Consider the following 16,701-nt stretch of genomic DNA (forward strand, 5'->3'; position numbering starts at 1 on the left):
CGGCAATTTCCAGAAGTTTCGTGGAGGCTTTGATCCGGGCGGCAATCGCGGCCTTGTCTCGGGCTAATGGCCGGCATGATGGCCGGCGCTCGCCATGTCAGTGCGGCCATAGACACGGCCGGCAATCAGCGCCAGCGCCAGCAGCGTCACCGTGGCCAGGCCGCAGCAGATGGCAAAGCCGAGCGAAAAGCCGTCGCGGGCCTGCGCCAGCCACAGTTGCGACGTCTCGGACCCCAGCAGCTTGGCGGTATCGACGGCGCCGGCAAGTGTCGCGCGCACGCTTTCCACCGACGGCCCAGGCAAGACAGTCAGGTCGACATCCTGCATGGCGACACGATAGACGAGACTGCCGAGGCTGCCGAGCAGGGCGACGCCCAGCGCACCGCCGAATTCGGCGCTGGTCTCCGACATGGCGGAGGCGGCACCGGCGCGTTCCGGCGGGCTGGTGCCGACGATCAGGCCTGTCGTGGTGAGGATGCAGGGCACGAAGCCGATGGCGATCAGCATGCTGCCGGCCAGGATGCCGTAGAGGTTCTGACCATAGGCGGAAAGGCCCATCACCGTCGTGCCGGCGGCATAGATGAGCAGGCCGAACAGCACGGTGCGCACCGCGCCGAAGCGGTTGGTGATGCGATAGGCCTGCAGCGACATCACGGTAAAGACCAGGCCCGGCACGACCGACCAGAGCGCGGCATCGAGCGGCGACAGGCCCAGCACCAGCTGCAAAAACAGGTTCTGGTAGAGAAAGATGCCAAAGACGAAGAACACGCCGGCCAGGTTGACCAGCAGCGATGCGGAGAAGGCAGGAATGCGAAACAAAGCAAGGTCGATCAGCGGATCGGCAAGCCGCCGCTGCCGCCGGACAAACAGGGTGCCGACGGCTATTCCGAGCGCGATCGGCAGGCCGTGCACCGCCTGGAAGCCGTCGGTGGCGATCTGCTTGAATGCGTAGATCACCGGCAGGACGGTGGCGAGCGACAGGCCGACGCTGATGAGATCCAGGGGGCCGGATTTTTCGCTGCGATATTCCGGCAGCAGGAACGGGGCGAGCACGATGAGGATCAGCATGACCGGCACGTTGATCAGGAACACCGATCCCCAATGGAAATATTGTAGCAGCACACCGCCGATCAACGGGCCGACCAGGCCGCCCAGGGCAAAGGCCGTGCCCCAGATGCCGATGGCGCGATTGCGCTCGGCCTCGTTACGAAACAGATTGACGACCAGCGACAGGGTCGAAGGCGCGATGGTGGCGCCGGCCACACCCAGCAAAGCGCGCGCCACGATCAGCATCAGGGCCGATGTCGAGAAGGCGGCCAAGATCGAGGCCGCGCCAAAACCGGCGGCGCCGATCAGCAGGACCTTGCGCCTGCCGATGCGGTCGCCGAGCGTGCCCATGGTGACGAGGAAGCCGGCGACCATGAAGCCGTAGATATCGTTGATCCACAGCAGCTCGGCCGCACTCGGGTCGAGTTCGGAGACGATGGCCGGCATGGCGAGGAACAGCACCGACAGATCCATGGAATAGATCAGGCAGGCGATCGACAGGATCCCCAGCCCGATCCATTCGCGGCGGCCGGCCAGTTGCGGCGGTACGGGCGTTCCATCCTGCATGGTCATCTTCCGTGTCCGAGGCCTCGAGGTCGGCCCTCTGTTGTCACCCCACATGCCAAATTCCCGAGCGGCAGCCAAGCTGCGGCGGCGTCCCATGCTCGGCTCCGGATGCGCTTTGTTCCATCCTAGCGCAGCTTGACGAATTTGAAAAGAACATATAGTGAACAAATATGGCAGTAAAATCCCTTAAAGAACGCCTCGCCATTCTCTCGGATGCGGCGAAATACGATGCGTCCTGTGCCTCCAGCGGAACCACCAAGCGGCATTCCGGGACATCCGGCGGGCTCGGTTCGACGGAAGGATCGGGGATCTGCCACGCCTATGCGCCCGACGGACGGTGCATTTCGCTGTTGAAGATCCTGCTCACGAATTTCTGCATCTATGATTGCGTCTATTGCATCAACCGCTCGTCCAGCAATGTGGCGCGGGCCCGCTTCACGCCGGAGGAGGTGGTGTGGCTGACGCTGGAATTCTATCGGCGGAACTATATCGAGGGTCTGTTCCTGTCGTCGGGCATCATCCGCTCGTCCGACCACACGATGGAGGAGATGGTGCGGGTGGCGCGGGAACTCAGGACCACCCATAACTTTCGCGGCTATATCCATCTGAAGACGATTCCGGAGGCGTCCCAGGCGCTGATCGAGGAGGCGGGGCTTTATGCCGACCGGCTGTCGATCAATATCGAGCTGCCGACCGACAAGGGCATCTACGATTTTGCGCCGCAGAAGCGTCCCGAGGGCATTCGCCGCTCCATGGGCGCTCTGCGCCTGAAGATCGAGGAGATGGGCGACAAGACGCTGCAGACCAAACGGCGCCGGACCTTTGCGCCGGCGGGCCAGAGCACGCAGATGATCGTCGGGGCCGATGGCGCCAACGATGCGACGATTCTGGGCACCAGCGCCAGGCTTTACGGCAGCTACCAGCTGAAGCGGGTCTATTACTCCGCCTTCAGCCCGATCCCCGATGCCTCGCGGCATCTGCCGCTGGTCAAGCCGCCGCTGATGCGCGAACACCGGCTCTACCAGGCCGACTGGCTCTATCGCTTCTACGGTTTCGATATCGCCGAGATCACCTCGGCACAGACGAACGGCATGCTCGACCTCGACCTTGATCCGAAGCTTGCCTGGGCGCTGGCGCATCGGGAGAGCTTTCCCGTCGACGTCAACCGGGCCGACAAGGAGACGCTGCTGAGAGTGCCGGGGTTCGGGGTGAAGACGGTGCAATCGGTGCTGTCGGCGCGGCGCCATTGCCGGCTGCGGCTGGAGGATTTGAAGCGGCTCAATGTGTCGCTGAAGAAGGTTCGCGCCTTCATCGTCGCTGAGGGCTGGACGCCGATGAAACTGACCGACCGAAGCGATCTTAGAAGTGTCTTTGCGCCGCCGCCGGTGCAGCTCGCTTTGCTATGAGGCATTGCGTGGTTCTGAAGGGCCGGGGCGATTTTGAGGAATGGCGCGTCGCGGCGCGGGCCTTGCTGCTGGCCGGCGTCGAGCCGCAGCAGGTCGATTGGCTAATGGCCGGCGATGAGGATGGCCTGTTTGCCGCGACTCCCACGCCACCGCCCGATCCCTTGGCGAATGCCAAGCCGCCGCATGTGCCGGCCGAATTCGTCACGCTGGCCGAGGCGGTCCTCTGCCATGCCGAGCCGATGCGGTTCGGGTTGCTCTATCGCCTGCTGTGGCGTTTGTCGCGGGATCGCAACCTGCTGGAGATCCGCTCGGATGCCGATGTGGTGCAGGCGAGACGCTGGGCGCAGTCGGTGCGGCGAGAATATCACAAGATGACGGCCTTCGTGCGGTTCAAGGAAATACCGCTGCCGCCAGGAACAGCCGGACGGCGGCGGTTCATCGCCTGGTTCGAGCCGGATCATTTCATCATCGCGCGGGTGGCGCCGTTTTTCCAGCGCCGGTTCAACGACATGGACTGGCTGATCGCGACCCCGAAGGGGTCCGCCAGCTGGGATGGCGAGCAACTGCTGACGACCGATGGTCCGGCGGACAAACCCGATCTTTCCGATGAGACCGATGATCTCTGGCGTATCTATTACGCCTCGATCTTCAACCCGGCCCGGCTGAAGGTCAAAATGATGATGACGGAGATGCCGAAGAAATACTGGAAGAACCTGCCGGAAGCCGAACTCATCCCCGGCCTGATTGCCTCTGCCGAGGCGCGGGTGATCGAGATGGCGGAGCGGGCGCCGACCCTGCCGCCGGCCTTTCACCACCGGCTGCGGGTGGCGGAGCTTGTCGAGGAGCCGCTTGCGGAAGCGGGATCGCTCGATGCTCTGCGGCAACAGGCAGCGCGTTGCACACGCTGTCCCATCCATTGCCATGCCACGCAGACCGTGTTCGGCGAGGGGCCGGCGGATGCCCGGGTGATGATCGTCGGCGAGCAGCCAGGCGACGAGGAGGATCTGACCGGACGGCCGTTTGTCGGTCCGGCCGGACGCTTGCTGAACGGTGTGATGGCAAACGCCGGTCTCGATCGGCAAAGCATCTACCTGACCAATGCGGTCAAGCATTTCAAATATCAGCCGCGCGGCAAGCGCCGCATCCACCAGCGGGCCAGCAGCGGCGAAGTGGAAATCTGTCGCTGGTGGCTTGCCCAGGAGATCGCCCTGGTAAAACCCAGGCTGATCGTCGCCATGGGGGCGACGGCGCTGACAAGCCTGACGGGCGAGCGAGTAGCACTGTCCGACATGCGCGGCGAGCAGGCGATGGCGGACGGCACCAACCTGTTCGTCACGGTGCATCCCGCCTACCTGTTGCGCCTACCGGACGAGGCAAAGCGCGTGGAGGAGCTTGGCCGCTTCAAGGCTGATTTCCGGCAGATCGCCGCATCGATGGCCGGACGCCCGTCGTCAGCATGACTTCGCCCGCGAAAGGGACCATGCGGGAAACGGTCTCCGCATGGTCATGGTGAAGCGTGATGGCAGAGGGGCGGCTAGGACGCGACCTTGCCGGCCAGATAGGCGTCGAGCTTGGCCAGCGTCTGGTGGGCGCCGTCGATCGCGCCGAATTTCAGCGTCGCATTGCGCGCGTCCGCCGTCGGGAAGACCAGGGTCAGTGTCACGCGGGTCTTGTCGCCTTCCGCCTCGAAGCGGATCTCGCCCTCGAAAAGGGCGGGTTCGCCGAGCTCGCCGCCGTGATCGTAGAAAAGGTGGGTTGGCGGGCTGATCTCCCGGTAACGGATCCAGTTCGGCCAGGCTTTGCCGTCCGGACCGTGCATTGTGTAGTGCCACAGGCCGCCGACGGAAAAATCCATCGCATGGGTGTCGTTGGTGAAACCGTCCGGCCCCCACCAGGCATCGAGATGTTCGGCCGAGGAGAACATCCGGAAGACCAGGTCTGGTGGCGCATTGATCAGGCGGTTGACGGAAATGGTTCGGTTCGGATCGGCTGGGACTGTCATGGTCGGGGCTTTCCGGGTTGGTGATGGAGATGGTGTTCCAGGCGGTCGAAATTCTGCTCGTTGGCGGCGGCCAGGAATTTCTGCAATTGCCGGTTTTCGTACGTCGGCTCGAAGAGCATGCGCCAGGTGAGGCGGGTGCCGCCTGCTTCCTCGTCGAAGGTCATTTCCATCGAGAAGACATGCATCGGCAGATGATGGACGTAGCTGATGCGCTCGGGAACCACGACCTCCTCGAAGGTGCAGTGGTTGTCGAAATCCGTGCCGTCGGAGGCGGTCATGACGATCCGCCATTTGCCGCCGGGCCGCAGGTCGAATTCGGGAATGCTGTTGGTGAAGCCATCCGGCCCCCACCACAATTTCAGCTGTTCTGGCTCGGCGAAGGCGTCGAACACCGCCTGCCGGCTGGCTGCAAAGAGGCGCGTGTTGAGAATTTCCAGGTGCTCACTCATGGTCGTCGCTCTTGGTGTCGGTCTGGGTCCTGATGGTGTCGAGATAGGCTTCCAGCCGGTCGAAGCGCTTTTCCCAGAGGGTGCGATAATCGCCGAGCCAGGTGTCGAGCTGCTGCAGCGGCTCGGCTTCCAGGCGGCAGGGGCGCCATTGGGCGGTGCGGCCTCGCGAGATCAGCTTTGCCCGCTCCAGCACCTTCAGATGCTTGGAGACGGCCGGAAGGCTCATGGAGAAAGGCTCGGCCAGTTCGTTGACCGTCGCCTCGCCCAGCGAAAGCCGCGCCAGGATCGCCCGACGGGTGGGGTCGGCGAGCGCGGACAGGGTCTCGGACAGGGGGTCGACAGACATTAGTTAGCCATTCGGTTAATTAACTAAATGGCTAAATACACTGAAAGCCGAAGGCGGTCAACGGGCTCGATCGACTGGATGGTGCAAGGCGTTTCAACGCTTGACGGGCGGGAGAACAGGCGAGGCACGGCGTTCGGTGCGGCGGTTAGAGATAGCGCGTCACAAAGCGCAGCAATTCGGCAAACCCGGCAATCGCGGCAATCCATACGATGACCGAGAATACGATCGCTATCAGAAGGTATTTCATCCGGGTGGTCATGAGTGCGATCCGTTTTAGGCAGCGTTGACGATTGCAGTGATAATGCCTCGAGATTGACTTGCGCAATTAAACCTTTGTTAGCATTTACGCACCGTTAACGCTTTTTGCGGGTATGTCCCGAATGATCGCAGCACGGCACAGGCTGTGCCAACAGGGGACGCCGATCCGGCTGAAGGCCTGTGGATAACGTGGCGCAAGGGGAGAGACGGGCATAAAAAAAGCCCCGCCGGTTTCCCGGCAGGGCCTGTGAGACGTTGAATTTAAAGGCTTTTTATTCGAAGTAGCTCTGCAGCGGGCGGACTTCCAGCTGGCCCTTCTTCAGGGCCTGGATGGCCTGGGCGGCGGCCAGAGCGCCGGCCATGGTGGTGTAGTACGGCACCTTCTGCATCAGCGCGGCGCGGCGCAGCGATTTGCTGTCCGAGATCGCCTTATTGCCGTCGGTGGTGTTGATCACCAGCTGAACCTGCCGATTGCGGATGGCATCCTCGATATGCGGCCGGCCTTCAAGAACCTTGTTGATCTTGATGGCGGCGATGTTGTTTTCGGCGAGGAAGCGCTGCGTGCCGCCGGTTGCCATGACCTTGAAGCCGATCTCGGTCAGCAGCTGCACGGCCGGCAGGACGCGCTCCTTGTCCTCGTCGCGGATCGACACGAAGACCGTTCCGTCGCGCGGCAGTTCGACGCCGGCGCCGAGCTGGCTCTTGGCAAAGGCCAGCGCGAAATCGGTGTCGAGGCCAATCACCTCGCCGGTCGAGCGCATTTCGGGCCCAAGCAACGTATCGACGCCGGGGAAGCGGGCAAACGGGAAGACGGCTTCCTTGACGGCGATGTGCTTCAGGTTGCGCGGATCGGGCTTCTTGCCATAGGCGGCGATGGCCGCTTCGAGCTTTTCGCCGGCCATGATGCGGGCGGCGATCTTGGCGATCGGCGCGCCGATGGTTTTTGCGACGAAGGGCACGGTGCGCGAGGCGCGCGGGTTGACTTCCAGAACGTAGATCGTGCCGTCCTTGATGGCATATTGCACGTTCATCAGGCCGCCGACATTGAGCGCCTTGGCGAGCGCCGTGGTCTGGCGTTCCAGCTCGTCCAGCACCTCTTCGCTCAGCAGCCGCGACGGCAGCGAGCAGGCGCTGTCGCCGGAATGGATGCCGGCCTCTTCGATATGCTCCATGATGCCGGTGACGAAGACATCCGTGCCATCGCAGAGCGCATCGACGTCGACTTCGACGGCATTGGTCAGGTAGCTGTCGAACAGCAGCGGGTTCTTGCTGAGCAGGGTGTTGATCTGGCCGGTCTTGTCGTTGGGATAACGCTGCTTGATGTCTTCCGGCACGAGGCCCGGAACGGTGTCGAGCAGGTAGCTCTGCAGCATGGATTCCGAATGGATGATCTGCATAGCGCGGCCGCCGAGAACATAAGACGGGCGCACCACCAGCGGGAAGCCGATTTCGGCGGCGACAACGCGGGCCTGCTCGACGGAATAGGCGATGCCGTTGTTGGGCTGGTTGAGGTCGAGCTTCATCAGCAGCTTCTGGAAGCGGTCGCGGTCTTCGGCCAGATCGATCATGTCGGGTGCGGTGCCGAGGATCGGGATGCCGTTCTTTTCGAGCGCTTCGGCGAGCTTCAGCGGCGTCTGGCCACCGAACTGCACGATGACGCCGACCAGTTCACCGTTCTCCTGTTCGGCGCGCAGGATTTCGATGACGTCTTCGGCGGTCAGCGGCTCAAAATAGAGGCGGTCCGATGTGTCGTAGTCGGTCGAGACGGTTTCCGGGTTGCAGTTGACCATGATCGCCTCGAAGCCTGCATCCTTCAGCGCGAAGGCGGCATGGCAGCAGCAATAGTCGAACTCGATGCCCTGGCCGATGCGGTTCGGACCGCCGCCGAGGATGACGACCTTTTTGCGAGCGGAAACCTGGGCTTCGGAGCGGGCCTCACCGACGAAAGGCGTCTCATAGGTGGAGTACATATAGGCGGTCGGCGAGGCGAATTCGGCAGCGCAGGTGTCGATGCGCTTGAACACGGGCCGCACGTTCAAGGCATTGCGCAGCTCGGCCACTTCCTTCGGGCGCTTCTTGGTGAGGCTTGCCAGACGGGCATCGGAAAAGCCCATGGCTTTCAGCATGCGCAGGTTCTCGGCATCGTCCGGCAGGCCGTGCTCGCGGATGCGGGCTTCCATGTCGACGATCGCCTTGAACTGGGCGATGAACCAGGGGTCGATCTTGCAGCCTTCGTGGACTTCTTCCGGCGACATGCCGAGGCGCAGGGCCTGGGCGACCATGCGCAGGCGGTCCGGGGTCGGCGTGCCGATGGCGGCGCGGATGGCGTTCTTGTTGTCGCCATTGTCGTCGAGGCCGGGGATCTCGATCTCGTCGAGGCCGGTCAGGCCGGTTTCCAGGCCGCGCAGCGCCTTCTGCAGCGATTCGGCGAATGTGCGGCCGATGGCCATGACTTCGCCGACCGATTTCATCGCGGTGGTCAGCGTCGGCGAGGCGCCGGGGAATTTCTCAAAGGCAAAGCGCGGGATCTTGGTCACCACGTAATCGATGGACGGTTCGAACGAGGCCGGCGTCGCGCCGCCGGTGATGTCGTTGTCGAGTTCGTCCAAGGTGTAGCCGACGGCGAGCTTGGCGGCGATCTTGGCGATCGGGAAGCCGGTGGCCTTGGAGGCCAGAGCGGAAGAGCGCGAGACGCGCGGGTTCATCTCGATGACGACCAGGCGGCCGTCGGCCGGGTTGACGGCGAACTGCACGTTCGAGCCCCCGGTCTCCACGCCGATCTCGCGCAGCACCGCGATCGAGGCGTTGCGCATGATCTGGTATTCCTTGTCGGTCAAGGTCAGCGCCGGGGCGACGGTGATCGAGTCACCGGTATGGACGCCCATCGGGTCGATATTCTCGATCGAGCAGATGATGATGCAATTGTCCGCGTGGTCGCGGACGACTTCCATCTCGTATTCCTTCCAGCCGAGCACCGATTCCTCGATCAGCACTTCGGTGGTCGGCGAGGCGTCGAGGCCGGAGCCGATGATCTCGAAGAATTCCGAGCGGTTATAGGCAATGCCGCCGCCGGTGCCGCCCATGGTAAACGACGGGCGGATGATGGCCGGCAGGCCGACGACGTCGAGCGCCTGGGCAGCGATCGCCATGGCATGGTTCATGTAGCGCTGCTTGCGGTCGCTTTCGCCGAGATTCCAGTGGTTTTCCAGCGCGTCGAGTGCGGTATCGAGGTCAGCGCCGGACAGGGCTGCCTTGAGCTTGTCACGCTCGGCGACATGGGCCTTGCGGTCGAGATCCTTGATGTCGGTGGCATTGGCCAGCAAGGATTTCGGCGTTTCAAGGCCGATGCGGGCCATGGCTTCGCGAAACAGGGCGCGGTCTTCGGCCATGTCGATGGCAGCGGGCTTGGCGCCGATCATCTCGACATTATAGCGATCCAGCACGCCCATGCGCTTCAGGGACAGGGCGGTGTTGAGCGCGGTCTGGCCGCCCATGGTCGGCAGCAGCGCGTCGGGACGCTCCTTGGCAATGATCTTGGCGACCACTTCCGGGGTGATCGGCTCGACGTATGTTGCGTCGGCCAGGCCTGGATCGGTCATGATGGTGGCCGGGTTGGAGTTGACCAGGATGACCCGGTAGCCCTCTTCCTTCAGCGCCTTGACGGCCTGGGTGCCGGAATAGTCGAACTCGCATGCCTGGCCGATGACGATCGGCCCCGCGCCGATGATGAGGATGGACTTGATATCTTGGCGCTTGGGCATGGTGGCTAATCCGCTTTCTAGCTGCGCAGAAAACCGGCCAAGGTGATGAGGCTCACCGGCCGGGCGCATAGATGTGGTGTTTTCAGGCTAGAAGCGGCTTATAGGGAAATGTTTCCCCAAGCGGAACCCCGAAAATGGAGCCATCGACAGGAAATATGGTGTCATGGTTACGTCATGCGAACCATGGCTGTGGGGTGTTTGGGTTTGGCGGCAGGCCCGGTCGAGATCTGCTAACCGGTAAGGCTCAGGAAACGGCAATCGCCGGTGTGACGCAGCGATTGCCGTCGATATTACGATTCCTGCTTGGTGCCGGCGCTCCGGCCGTCGGAGCTTTTCGAGCGCTCCTCGAAGCGGTCGGCGCCCTTGGCGAGATCCGAACCCTTCTGGTGTTCCACTTTCTTTTCTTCCTTTGCAGCGCTCTTGCGCAGACCGCGCGCGGCCTGCCTGCCTTTTTCCGTCGGTGCCTGTTCGATACCCATGACAACTCCTCCTGTGCTTTGGGTTTCCGTCTGACCAGAACGGATTGCCGGGGCCGCTTGTTCCCTGCTAAGCCGCCGGGTGCCATCGACTTTTGGCCGCAGCGCGTTAGGTTCTGCCGATGTCGGCCGGTTGCGACAAGGAGCTCCCATGATCACCGTGCATTATCTCGAAAATTCCCGCGCCCATCGCATCCTCTGGCTGCTCGAAGAACTGGGTCTGGAGTATGAGGTCAAGACCTACAAGCGGGCACCGGATATGCGGGCGCCGGCAAGCCTCAAGACCGTTCATCCGCTTGGCAAGTCGCCGGTCATCGAGGACAAAGGCCGGGTGATCGCCGAGAGCGGCGCGATCATCGAATATCTGGTCGACGCCTATGGCGGGGAGGCTCTGCGTCCGGCCCTCCGCACCGACGAGCGGCGGCGCTATACCTACTGGCTGCATTATGCGGAAGGCTCGGCCATGCCGCTCCTGCTGCTGAAGCTGCTGTTCTCCAGGCTGCCGCAGCAGATGCCGCTTCTGCTGCGGCCGGTGGCCGGTCTGATCTCGAAAGGCGTCAGCGCCAAGCTGATCGATCCGCAGCTGGCCGATCACGTCGCCTTCTGGGAAAGCGAACTTGCACGGGACGGCTGGTTCGCCGGCAAGGCTTTTTCGGCGGCCGATATCGCCATGAGCTTTCCGGTCGAGGCGGGCATGACGCGCATCAAGGTGGGGGAGACTGCAGCGCTTCGGCGCTACATGGCGGCGATCCGCGCAAGGCCCGCCTACCAGCGCGCGCTGACGCGCGGCGGGGCCTATGTCTACGCCACCAGCTGAGCAGAGAGCGCGCCCGATTTTCGATCTTTAGCGCATGCTTATTTCGCTTGGTGGGCGGGAACGCTTTCCTTTATAGACTGTTACCAGCGGGGATATGGCAGGCGATCAGGAGAGGTTTTGCACCATGGAATGGAAGGGCCGACGTCAATCGGACAATATCGAGGATCGCCGGGGGGCATCTCCGGAGCGTAGCGGCATGGGCCGCAACCCGTTCGGACGCAGCGGCATCCAGCTTCCCGGCGGCGGCTCGCGGCGCGGCGGCGGTCTCAGCATCACCACCATCATCTTCCTGGTCGTCATCTATTTCGTCCTGAAGATGATGGGCATCGACATGCTGCAGCTGCTCGATGATGGCTCGACGACGAGTTCCAGCTATGAGCAATCGACCGGCCAGGGTCAGTCCTCGGCCGCCAGCGACGAGATGAAGGCCTTTGTGGCGACCGTGCTGGCCGAGACCGAAGACACCTGGAACGGCATTTTCCAGGCCGAGGGCGAGACCTATAAGGAGCCGAGCCTGGTGCTGTTCTCCGGACAGGTCAATTCGGCCTGCGGCCTGGCATCCTCGGCGACCGGACCGTTCTATTGCCCGGGCGACAGCAAGGTCTATCTCGACACGGCCTTCTTCCAGCAGCTGGAAACCCAGTTCGGCGCCTCGGGGGATTTTGCCGAGGCCTATGTGATAGCCCACGAGGTCGGCCATCACGTGCAGAACCTCACCGGCATCCTGCCGAAGTTCAACGAGATGCGCCAGTCGATGAGCGAGACGGAAGCCAACCAGATGTCGGTGCGGGTCGAGCTGCAGGCCGATTGCTTTGCCGGGATCTGGGGCAAATACACCGAGCAGAAGGGTCTGCTGGAAGCCGGCGACCTGGAAGAGGCGCTGAACGCCGCCCGCCAGATCGGCGACGATACGCTGCAGAAGCGCAGCCAGGGCTATGTGGTTCCGGAAAGCTTCAACCACGGCACCTCCGCCCAGCGGATGAAATGGTTCAAGCGCGGTTTTGACAGCGGCCAGATGAACTCCTGCGATACGTTTTCCGGGGCGATCTGAACCCTTGCATGATGAATATGATTGAGGGCCGAAGTCGCAAGCGTCTGCTTGCGACCTCGGCCTTTTTCATTTCTCGCTGTCGAGATGGGCCATCTGGGCTTCCTGATAGCGGCTGCCGGCGGCCGAGCCCTTTGGCACGGCGCGTTCAATCTCGGCCAGGTCATCGGCGGTCAGGACCAAGTCCAGGGCACCCAGCGCTTCGGCCAGCCGGTCGCGGCGGCGGGCGCCGATCAGCGGCATGATATCCTCGCCCTGGGCTGGCACCCAGGCGATGGCGGCCTGGGCGGTCGTCATGCCCTTGGCCTCGGCGACCTTGCCCAAGGCTCCCGCGAGCGCCAGGTTGCGGGCCTCGTTGTCGCCCTGGAAGCGCGGTCCTTCGGACCGGAAATCGCCGGCCACGCCGTTGGCGGCGGCCTGTTTCCAGTGGCCCGAGATCAGGCCGCGCGACAGCACGCCATAGGCGGTGATGCCGATGCCGAGTTCGCGGCAGGTGGGCAGAATCTTGTCTTCCAGGCTGCGCGACACCAGCGAATATTCGATCTGCAGGTCGGCAATCGGATGGACGGCGGCAGCGCGGCGGATGGTCTCGGCGCCGACTTCCGACAGGCCGATATGGCGGACATAGCCGGCCTTGACCATGTCGGCGATGGCGCCGACCGTCTCTTCGATCGGGACACGGGGGTCGAGGCGGGCCGGGCGGTAGATGTCGATATAGTCGGTGCCGAGGCGCTGCAGGGTATAGGACAGCGCGGTCTTTAGCGCGGCCGGGCTGCAGTCGATGCCGATCCAGTTGCCGGCCGGATCGCGCTGCGCACCGAACTTGACGCTGAGCAACGCCTTGTCGCGCCTGCCGCCCTTCAGCGCCTCGCCGATCAGCATCTCGTTATGGCCCATGCCGTAGAAATCGCCGGTGTCGAGCAGCGTCACGCCGGCCTCCAGTGCCGCATCGATGGTCGCCAGGCTTTCGGCGCGGTCCGATGGTCCGTACATGCCCGACATGCCCATGCAGCCGAGCCCGAAGCGCGAGACCTCTGGGCCGGTCTTTCCAAGTGTCATCCTCTGCATCGTCATTCTCCCGTTTCGACGGCCTCGTCTCGTGGCCGTCACTGGGGGGCTTTTACCGCGGCAGGGGCTGTGCGATAATCCGCTCACAACAGAACAGGTTGTTTGGATTTTCGTACAATGAATGATCTTCCCCTGGCCGAGCTCGAAGCTTTTGCTGCCGTCGCACGGCTGCGGAGCTTTCGGGCTGCCGGTAAGCTGCGTGGCGTGTCGGCGTCCTCGCTGAGCGAGGCGATGCGCAGGCTGGAGGATCGCCTCGGGCTTCGCCTGCTCAACCGGACGACCCGCAGCGTTACCCTGACCGATGCCGGCGCCAAACTGTTGGAGCGCCTGACGCCGGCTTTGGGCGAGATCGAGACGGCGCTGAGCGACATCAACAGTTTTCGCGATCGCCCCGCCGGGCGATTGCGGCTCAATGTGCCGGGTATCGTGGCGCGCTGCGTGCTGCCGGATATCGCCTGCCGCTTTCTGGCGCTCTATCCCGATATCAGCCTGGAGGTCGCGACGCAGGATGCGCTTGTGGACGTGCTCGGCGAGGGCTTTGATGCCGGCATTCGCTATGAAGAGATGTTGCAGCCCGACATGATCGCCCTGCCGATCGGTCCGCGCCAGCAGACCTATGTCGGGGTGGCTGCGCCGTCCTATCTCAAGCGCTACGGGGAGCCGCTTCATCCGCGCGAGCTCCTGCATCACCGCGCTGTCCTGCATCGTTTTGCCAGCGGCCGGATTGTCACCTGGCGGTTCGAGCGCGACGGGGAGGTGTTTGCCATTAACCCGCCGGCCGTGCTGATCGCCGACACGATCGACATGGAACTGGCAGTCGCCAAGGCAGGCCTCGGCATCATCTTCAGTTTCGAGGATTTCGTGCGCGACGCATTGCGATCGGGCGAACTGGTCAAGATCCTGCCCGAGTGGGAAGACACGTTTTCCGGACCGTTTCTGTACTACCAGAGCCGCAAATACATGCCGGCGCCGCTGCGCGCCTTTGTCGACTTCGTGCGCCAGGATCGGCCGGATCCGCCCGAAAACCCGGCTTGATCCGGAAATTTGCCTCAAGTTTCATCAGTTTTGGTGAAGTGTCGACCAATTCTTTTGCAGTCTTGCCATTTCTGCTTGCGGCGCGTGATGGATTCTCCTAATCGGGTGTGACGCGCCGCTCGCCAGTCTAGTCTGGAAGCGGCTTTTTTCGTCCTGGAAATGCTGCCATGTCCGCCTACGCACCGACCCGTCCGAGTTTTACCGCGACCAATAGCTGGGGCGCCCATGTCTGGGCGACGCTGACCCTCGGCATTCCGCTGATCGGCGCGCAACTGGCGCAGCTTGGCATTCATACGACCGACGTGGTGATCATCGGCCAGCTCGGGGCAACGCCCTTGGCCGCCATGGTCCTGGCCGGGCAGTTCTTCTTCACCATCTTCATTTTCGGCTCAGGCTTCTCGATTGCCGTGGTGCCGATGGTGGCGCAGGCCTTTGGCCGCCATGATGTGGTCTCGGTGCGCCGCTCGATCCGCATGGGCATGTGGGTATCGATCGCCTATTTCGTGCTGACGGCGCCGCTGTTCTACAATGCCGAGGCGATCCTTCTGGGGCTCGGGCAGGTGCCTGACGTGGCAAGGCTTGCGGCGAATTATGTGATGATCGTCCAGTTCGGGCTTCTGCCAGCCCTGCTGTTTGCCGTGCTGCGTTCGCTGGTCAGCGCGATCGGGCCGGCCGGCGTCATTCTCTATGTCACGGTGGCGACCCTGCTGCTCAACGCGCTTCTTGCCTATGCGCTGGTGCTCGGCCATTTCGGCCTGCCGGCGCTCGGCATGACGGGAGCGGCGATCGTTGCCGTCATTGTGCAATGGGCAAGCTTCCTGTTCATGGTCGTCTATATCCAGACCCGCGAGGATACGCGCCGCTACGAGCTGTTCGTGCGCTTCTGGCGGCCGGACTGGCATGCCTTTCGCGAGGTCCTCCATCTGGGTCTGCCGATCAGCATCACCGTGCTGGCCGAGGTCAGCCTGTTCAGCGCGGCCTCTCTGCTGATGGGGCGGATCGGAACGATCGAGCTTGCCGCCCATGGCATCGCGCTGCAGCTGGCCTCGATCGCCTTCATGATCCCGCTCGGCCTGTCGCAGACCGCCACGGTGCGGATCGGCATCGCCCATGGGCGCGGCGACTACGGCGAACTGGTGCGCGCGGCGATCACCGTCCTTGCCATAGCGAGCCTTTTCTCGGCGGGCGGCGGCATCGTGTTCTTCGTCATTCCGGAACTGCTCAGCAGTGCCTTCATCAATACCTCGACCGAGGATGCCGCGGCGGTTCTGGCCTATGCCGGACCGCTGGTGGCGATCGCCGGCGTGTTCCAGCTGGTCGACGGGCTGCAGTCCATTGCCAGCGGATTGCTGCGCGGCCTGAAAGATGCCCGCGTGCCGATGCTGCTGGCTCTGCTGTCCTATTGGCCGGTCGGTTTCCTGCTCGCCTGGTTCCTGGCTTTCCCGATGCAGATGGGCGGCATCGGCATCTGGATCGGCTTCCTGATCGGTCTGACGACCGCATCGGTGCTCCTCTGCGCCCGCTTCTTCCTGCGCATCACGCGCGAAATGCGGGCATCGGCAGCGTCCCTCTGATCGCTGGTTGCGGCCCGTCCCAACCGAGTGCCGGGTGCACGGCGTTTATCGGGCCGCCGCCCTATAGATGACCGTTCGGTAGGCATAGTTTGAAAGATAGGTATCCGATGGTGCCCATCCCTGGCCAATGACTTCGCCTTTTATGTCGGCCGCGGTCTGGAGGTCCACCGGCTCTCCCACCATGATCGGGAAATAGGCAACGTCGGGTTTTCGGCAGCCGACGGTGATCCGGTACTTGGTCGACCGACGCGCAAAGTCATCCGCGCGCAGCTTGGCGAGGTCAAAGCTTCGCTCCGATCCGACGATCACAGCGTAGGTCGGATTCTGCAGCTCGTTGTTGAAATAGGATTTTGCCGCCGCGTTGAATTGTTGCACAAAGCTGCCCTCGTTGCAGATCAGGCCCGGAGGATCGTTTGCCGCGTAGGCGGAGGAGATGATGCCGAAGCCTGATGTCGTTCCGCCCGTCGCAGGTCGCTCTGCGCGGACGTCGATCGCCGTGCTTGCAGGAATTCGTTCCGGCGCCGAAGCGGTCGATACCAGCGCCGGGAAGGCGGCGCAAAACACCAGAATGCGCCCGGGCTCCACCTCCTTCGCAAACACGCCGGAAATGCCACCCAGCATGATTGTGACGAAGGAAACCAGCGCGTAGAAAACGATTTCACCCTGATTTGCTGTCAGCACGAGCGCCTTGACGACTGCATTGTCAGGGCCGACGAATTTAACGCATATGACGGCCAGACCCGCCAGCAATCCCCAAAGGAAGCGATGGAATATCGTCATGTCGACCCCCGCTAAACATCACGGGGGTCACTCTATACTGGGCAGGGGCGAATTTAAACCCAATAGT

14 protein-coding genes are annotated in these 16,701 nt (G+C 63.1%); 6 read left to right on the forward strand and 8 right to left on the reverse strand.

Annotated elements, in window-relative coordinates:
• Positions 1 to 63: 63 nt before the first annotated feature.
• A complete protein-coding gene (locus tag HGO38_RS00065; RefSeq protein WP_502941475.1) occupies positions 64 to 1,620 on the reverse strand; it encodes an MFS transporter in 1,557 nt (518 codons plus the stop codon).
• A 164-nt stretch (positions 1,621 to 1,784) separates the two neighbouring features.
• Between HGO38_RS00065 and HGO38_RS00070 the strand changes: the two genes are divergently transcribed.
• Together HGO38_RS00070 and HGO38_RS00075 are read left to right on the forward strand one after the other, a co-directional pair.
• A complete protein-coding gene (locus HGO38_RS00070) occupies positions 1,785 to 3,020 on the forward strand; it encodes a putative DNA modification/repair radical SAM protein (RefSeq protein WP_250953882.1) in 1,236 nt (411 codons plus the stop codon).
• Complete coding sequence (locus HGO38_RS00075; RefSeq protein WP_250953883.1) at positions 3,017 to 4,480, forward strand: UdgX family uracil-DNA binding protein; 1,464 nt, start codon at positions 3,017 to 3,019, stop codon at positions 4,478 to 4,480. The genes HGO38_RS00070 and HGO38_RS00075 overlap by 4 nt, the downstream gene beginning before the upstream one ends.
• A 74-nt stretch (positions 4,481 to 4,554) precedes the next feature.
• Here HGO38_RS00075 and HGO38_RS00080 read toward each other — a convergent pair whose 3' ends face one another.
• The 5 genes from HGO38_RS00080 to HGO38_RS00100 all read right to left on the reverse strand — a co-directional run bounded on the left by HGO38_RS00080 (position 4,555) and on the right by HGO38_RS00100 (position 10,315).
• Positions 4,555 to 5,022 (reverse strand): SRPBCC family protein, encoded by a 468-nt coding sequence (locus HGO38_RS00080; protein WP_250953884.1) that lies wholly within the window; start codon positions 5,020 to 5,022, stop codon positions 4,555 to 4,557.
• A complete protein-coding gene (locus HGO38_RS00085) occupies positions 5,019 to 5,471 on the reverse strand; it encodes an SRPBCC family protein (RefSeq protein WP_250953885.1) in 453 nt (150 codons plus the stop codon). The genes HGO38_RS00080 and HGO38_RS00085 overlap by 4 nt, the downstream gene beginning before the upstream one ends.
• Positions 5,464 to 5,817, reverse strand: a complete 354-nt coding sequence (locus HGO38_RS00090) for an ArsR/SmtB family transcription factor (RefSeq protein WP_250953886.1) — start codon at positions 5,815 to 5,817, stop codon at positions 5,464 to 5,466. The genes HGO38_RS00085 and HGO38_RS00090 overlap by 8 nt, the downstream gene beginning before the upstream one ends.
• Positions 5,818 to 6,347: 530 nt before the next feature.
• Positions 6,348 to 9,836 (reverse strand): carbamoyl-phosphate synthase large subunit, encoded by a 3,489-nt coding sequence (gene carB, locus HGO38_RS00095; RefSeq protein ID WP_250953887.1) that lies wholly within the window; start codon positions 9,834 to 9,836, stop codon positions 6,348 to 6,350.
• 290 nt (positions 9,837 to 10,126) lie between these two features.
• Entirely contained in the window at positions 10,127 to 10,315 is a 189-nt protein-coding gene (locus HGO38_RS00100; protein ID WP_250953888.1) for a hypothetical protein, read from the reverse strand.
• A gap of 148 nt (positions 10,316 to 10,463) precedes the next feature.
• Between HGO38_RS00100 and HGO38_RS00105 the strand changes: the two genes are divergently transcribed.
• Positions 10,464 to 11,129: a glutathione S-transferase gene (locus HGO38_RS00105; RefSeq protein ID WP_250953889.1), complete on the forward strand. Its 666-nt coding sequence runs from the start codon at positions 10,464 to 10,466 to the stop codon at positions 11,127 to 11,129.
• Positions 11,130 to 11,253: 124 nt separating this feature from the next.
• The gene (ypfJ, locus tag HGO38_RS00110) at positions 11,254 to 12,180 is read left to right on the forward strand and encodes a KPN_02809 family neutral zinc metallopeptidase (protein ID WP_250953890.1); all 927 of its coding nucleotides are present in this window, start codon (positions 11,254 to 11,256) and stop codon (positions 12,178 to 12,180) included.
• 66 nt (positions 12,181 to 12,246) lie between these two features.
• On the opposite strand, the gene HGO38_RS00115 is transcribed toward ypfJ, so the two are convergent.
• Positions 12,247 to 13,245, reverse strand: coding sequence for an aldo/keto reductase (locus HGO38_RS00115; protein ID WP_250953891.1), 999 nt, complete (start codon positions 13,243 to 13,245; stop codon positions 12,247 to 12,249).
• 117 nt (positions 13,246 to 13,362) lie between these two features.
• On the opposite strand from HGO38_RS00115, the gene HGO38_RS00120 reads away from it, so the two are divergent.
• Positions 13,363 to 14,280 (forward strand): LysR family transcriptional regulator, encoded by a 918-nt coding sequence (locus HGO38_RS00120; protein WP_250953892.1) that lies wholly within the window; start codon positions 13,363 to 13,365, stop codon positions 14,278 to 14,280.
• A gap of 167 nt (positions 14,281 to 14,447) precedes the next feature.
• Positions 14,448 to 15,854: an MATE family efflux transporter gene (locus HGO38_RS00125; RefSeq protein WP_250953893.1), complete on the forward strand. Its 1,407-nt coding sequence runs from the start codon at positions 14,448 to 14,450 to the stop codon at positions 15,852 to 15,854.
• Between the two features lie 45 nt (positions 15,855 to 15,899).
• Here the strand turns inward: HGO38_RS00125 and HGO38_RS00130 are convergent, their stop codons facing one another.
• Positions 15,900 to 16,634 (reverse strand): hypothetical protein, encoded by a 735-nt coding sequence (locus HGO38_RS00130; RefSeq protein WP_250953894.1) that lies wholly within the window; start codon positions 16,632 to 16,634, stop codon positions 15,900 to 15,902.
• Positions 16,635 to 16,701: the final 67 nt, after the last annotated feature.

It is taken from the genome of Rhizobium sp. CG5, assembly GCF_023701945.1.
Lineage (GTDB): Bacteria > Pseudomonadota > Alphaproteobacteria > Rhizobiales > Rhizobiaceae > Allorhizobium.

Excerpts from the sequence above, each read along its gene's own strand:
- HGO38_RS00065 (WP_502941475.1), bottom strand. The coding sequence starts at position 1,620 with ATGACCATGCAGGATGGAACGCCCGTACCGCCGCAACTGGCCGGCCGC.
- HGO38_RS00070 (WP_250953882.1), top strand. The coding sequence starts at position 1,785 with ATGGCAGTAAAATCCCTTAAAGAACGCCTCGCCATTCTCTCGGATGCG.
- HGO38_RS00075 (WP_250953883.1), top strand. The coding sequence starts at position 3,017 with ATGAGGCATTGCGTGGTTCTGAAGGGCCGGGGCGATTTTGAGGAATGG.
- HGO38_RS00080 (WP_250953884.1), bottom strand. The coding sequence starts at position 5,022 with ATGACAGTCCCAGCCGATCCGAACCGAACCATTTCCGTCAACCGCCTG.
- HGO38_RS00085 (WP_250953885.1), bottom strand. The coding sequence starts at position 5,471 with ATGAGTGAGCACCTGGAAATTCTCAACACGCGCCTCTTTGCAGCCAGC.
- HGO38_RS00090 (WP_250953886.1), bottom strand. The coding sequence starts at position 5,817 with ATGTCTGTCGACCCCCTGTCCGAGACCCTGTCCGCGCTCGCCGACCCC.
- carB (WP_250953887.1), bottom strand. The coding sequence starts at position 9,836 with ATGCCCAAGCGCCAAGATATCAAGTCCATCCTCATCATCGGCGCGGGG.
- HGO38_RS00100 (WP_250953888.1), bottom strand. The coding sequence starts at position 10,315 with ATGGGTATCGAACAGGCACCGACGGAAAAAGGCAGGCAGGCCGCGCGC.
- HGO38_RS00105 (WP_250953889.1), top strand. The coding sequence starts at position 10,464 with ATGATCACCGTGCATTATCTCGAAAATTCCCGCGCCCATCGCATCCTC.
- ypfJ (WP_250953890.1), top strand. The coding sequence starts at position 11,254 with ATGGAATGGAAGGGCCGACGTCAATCGGACAATATCGAGGATCGCCGG.
- HGO38_RS00115 (WP_250953891.1), bottom strand. The coding sequence starts at position 13,245 with ATGCAGAGGATGACACTTGGAAAGACCGGCCCAGAGGTCTCGCGCTTC.
- HGO38_RS00120 (WP_250953892.1), top strand. The coding sequence starts at position 13,363 with ATGAATGATCTTCCCCTGGCCGAGCTCGAAGCTTTTGCTGCCGTCGCA.
- HGO38_RS00125 (WP_250953893.1), top strand. The coding sequence starts at position 14,448 with ATGTCCGCCTACGCACCGACCCGTCCGAGTTTTACCGCGACCAATAGC.
- HGO38_RS00130 (WP_250953894.1), bottom strand. The coding sequence starts at position 16,634 with ATGACGATATTCCATCGCTTCCTTTGGGGATTGCTGGCGGGTCTGGCC.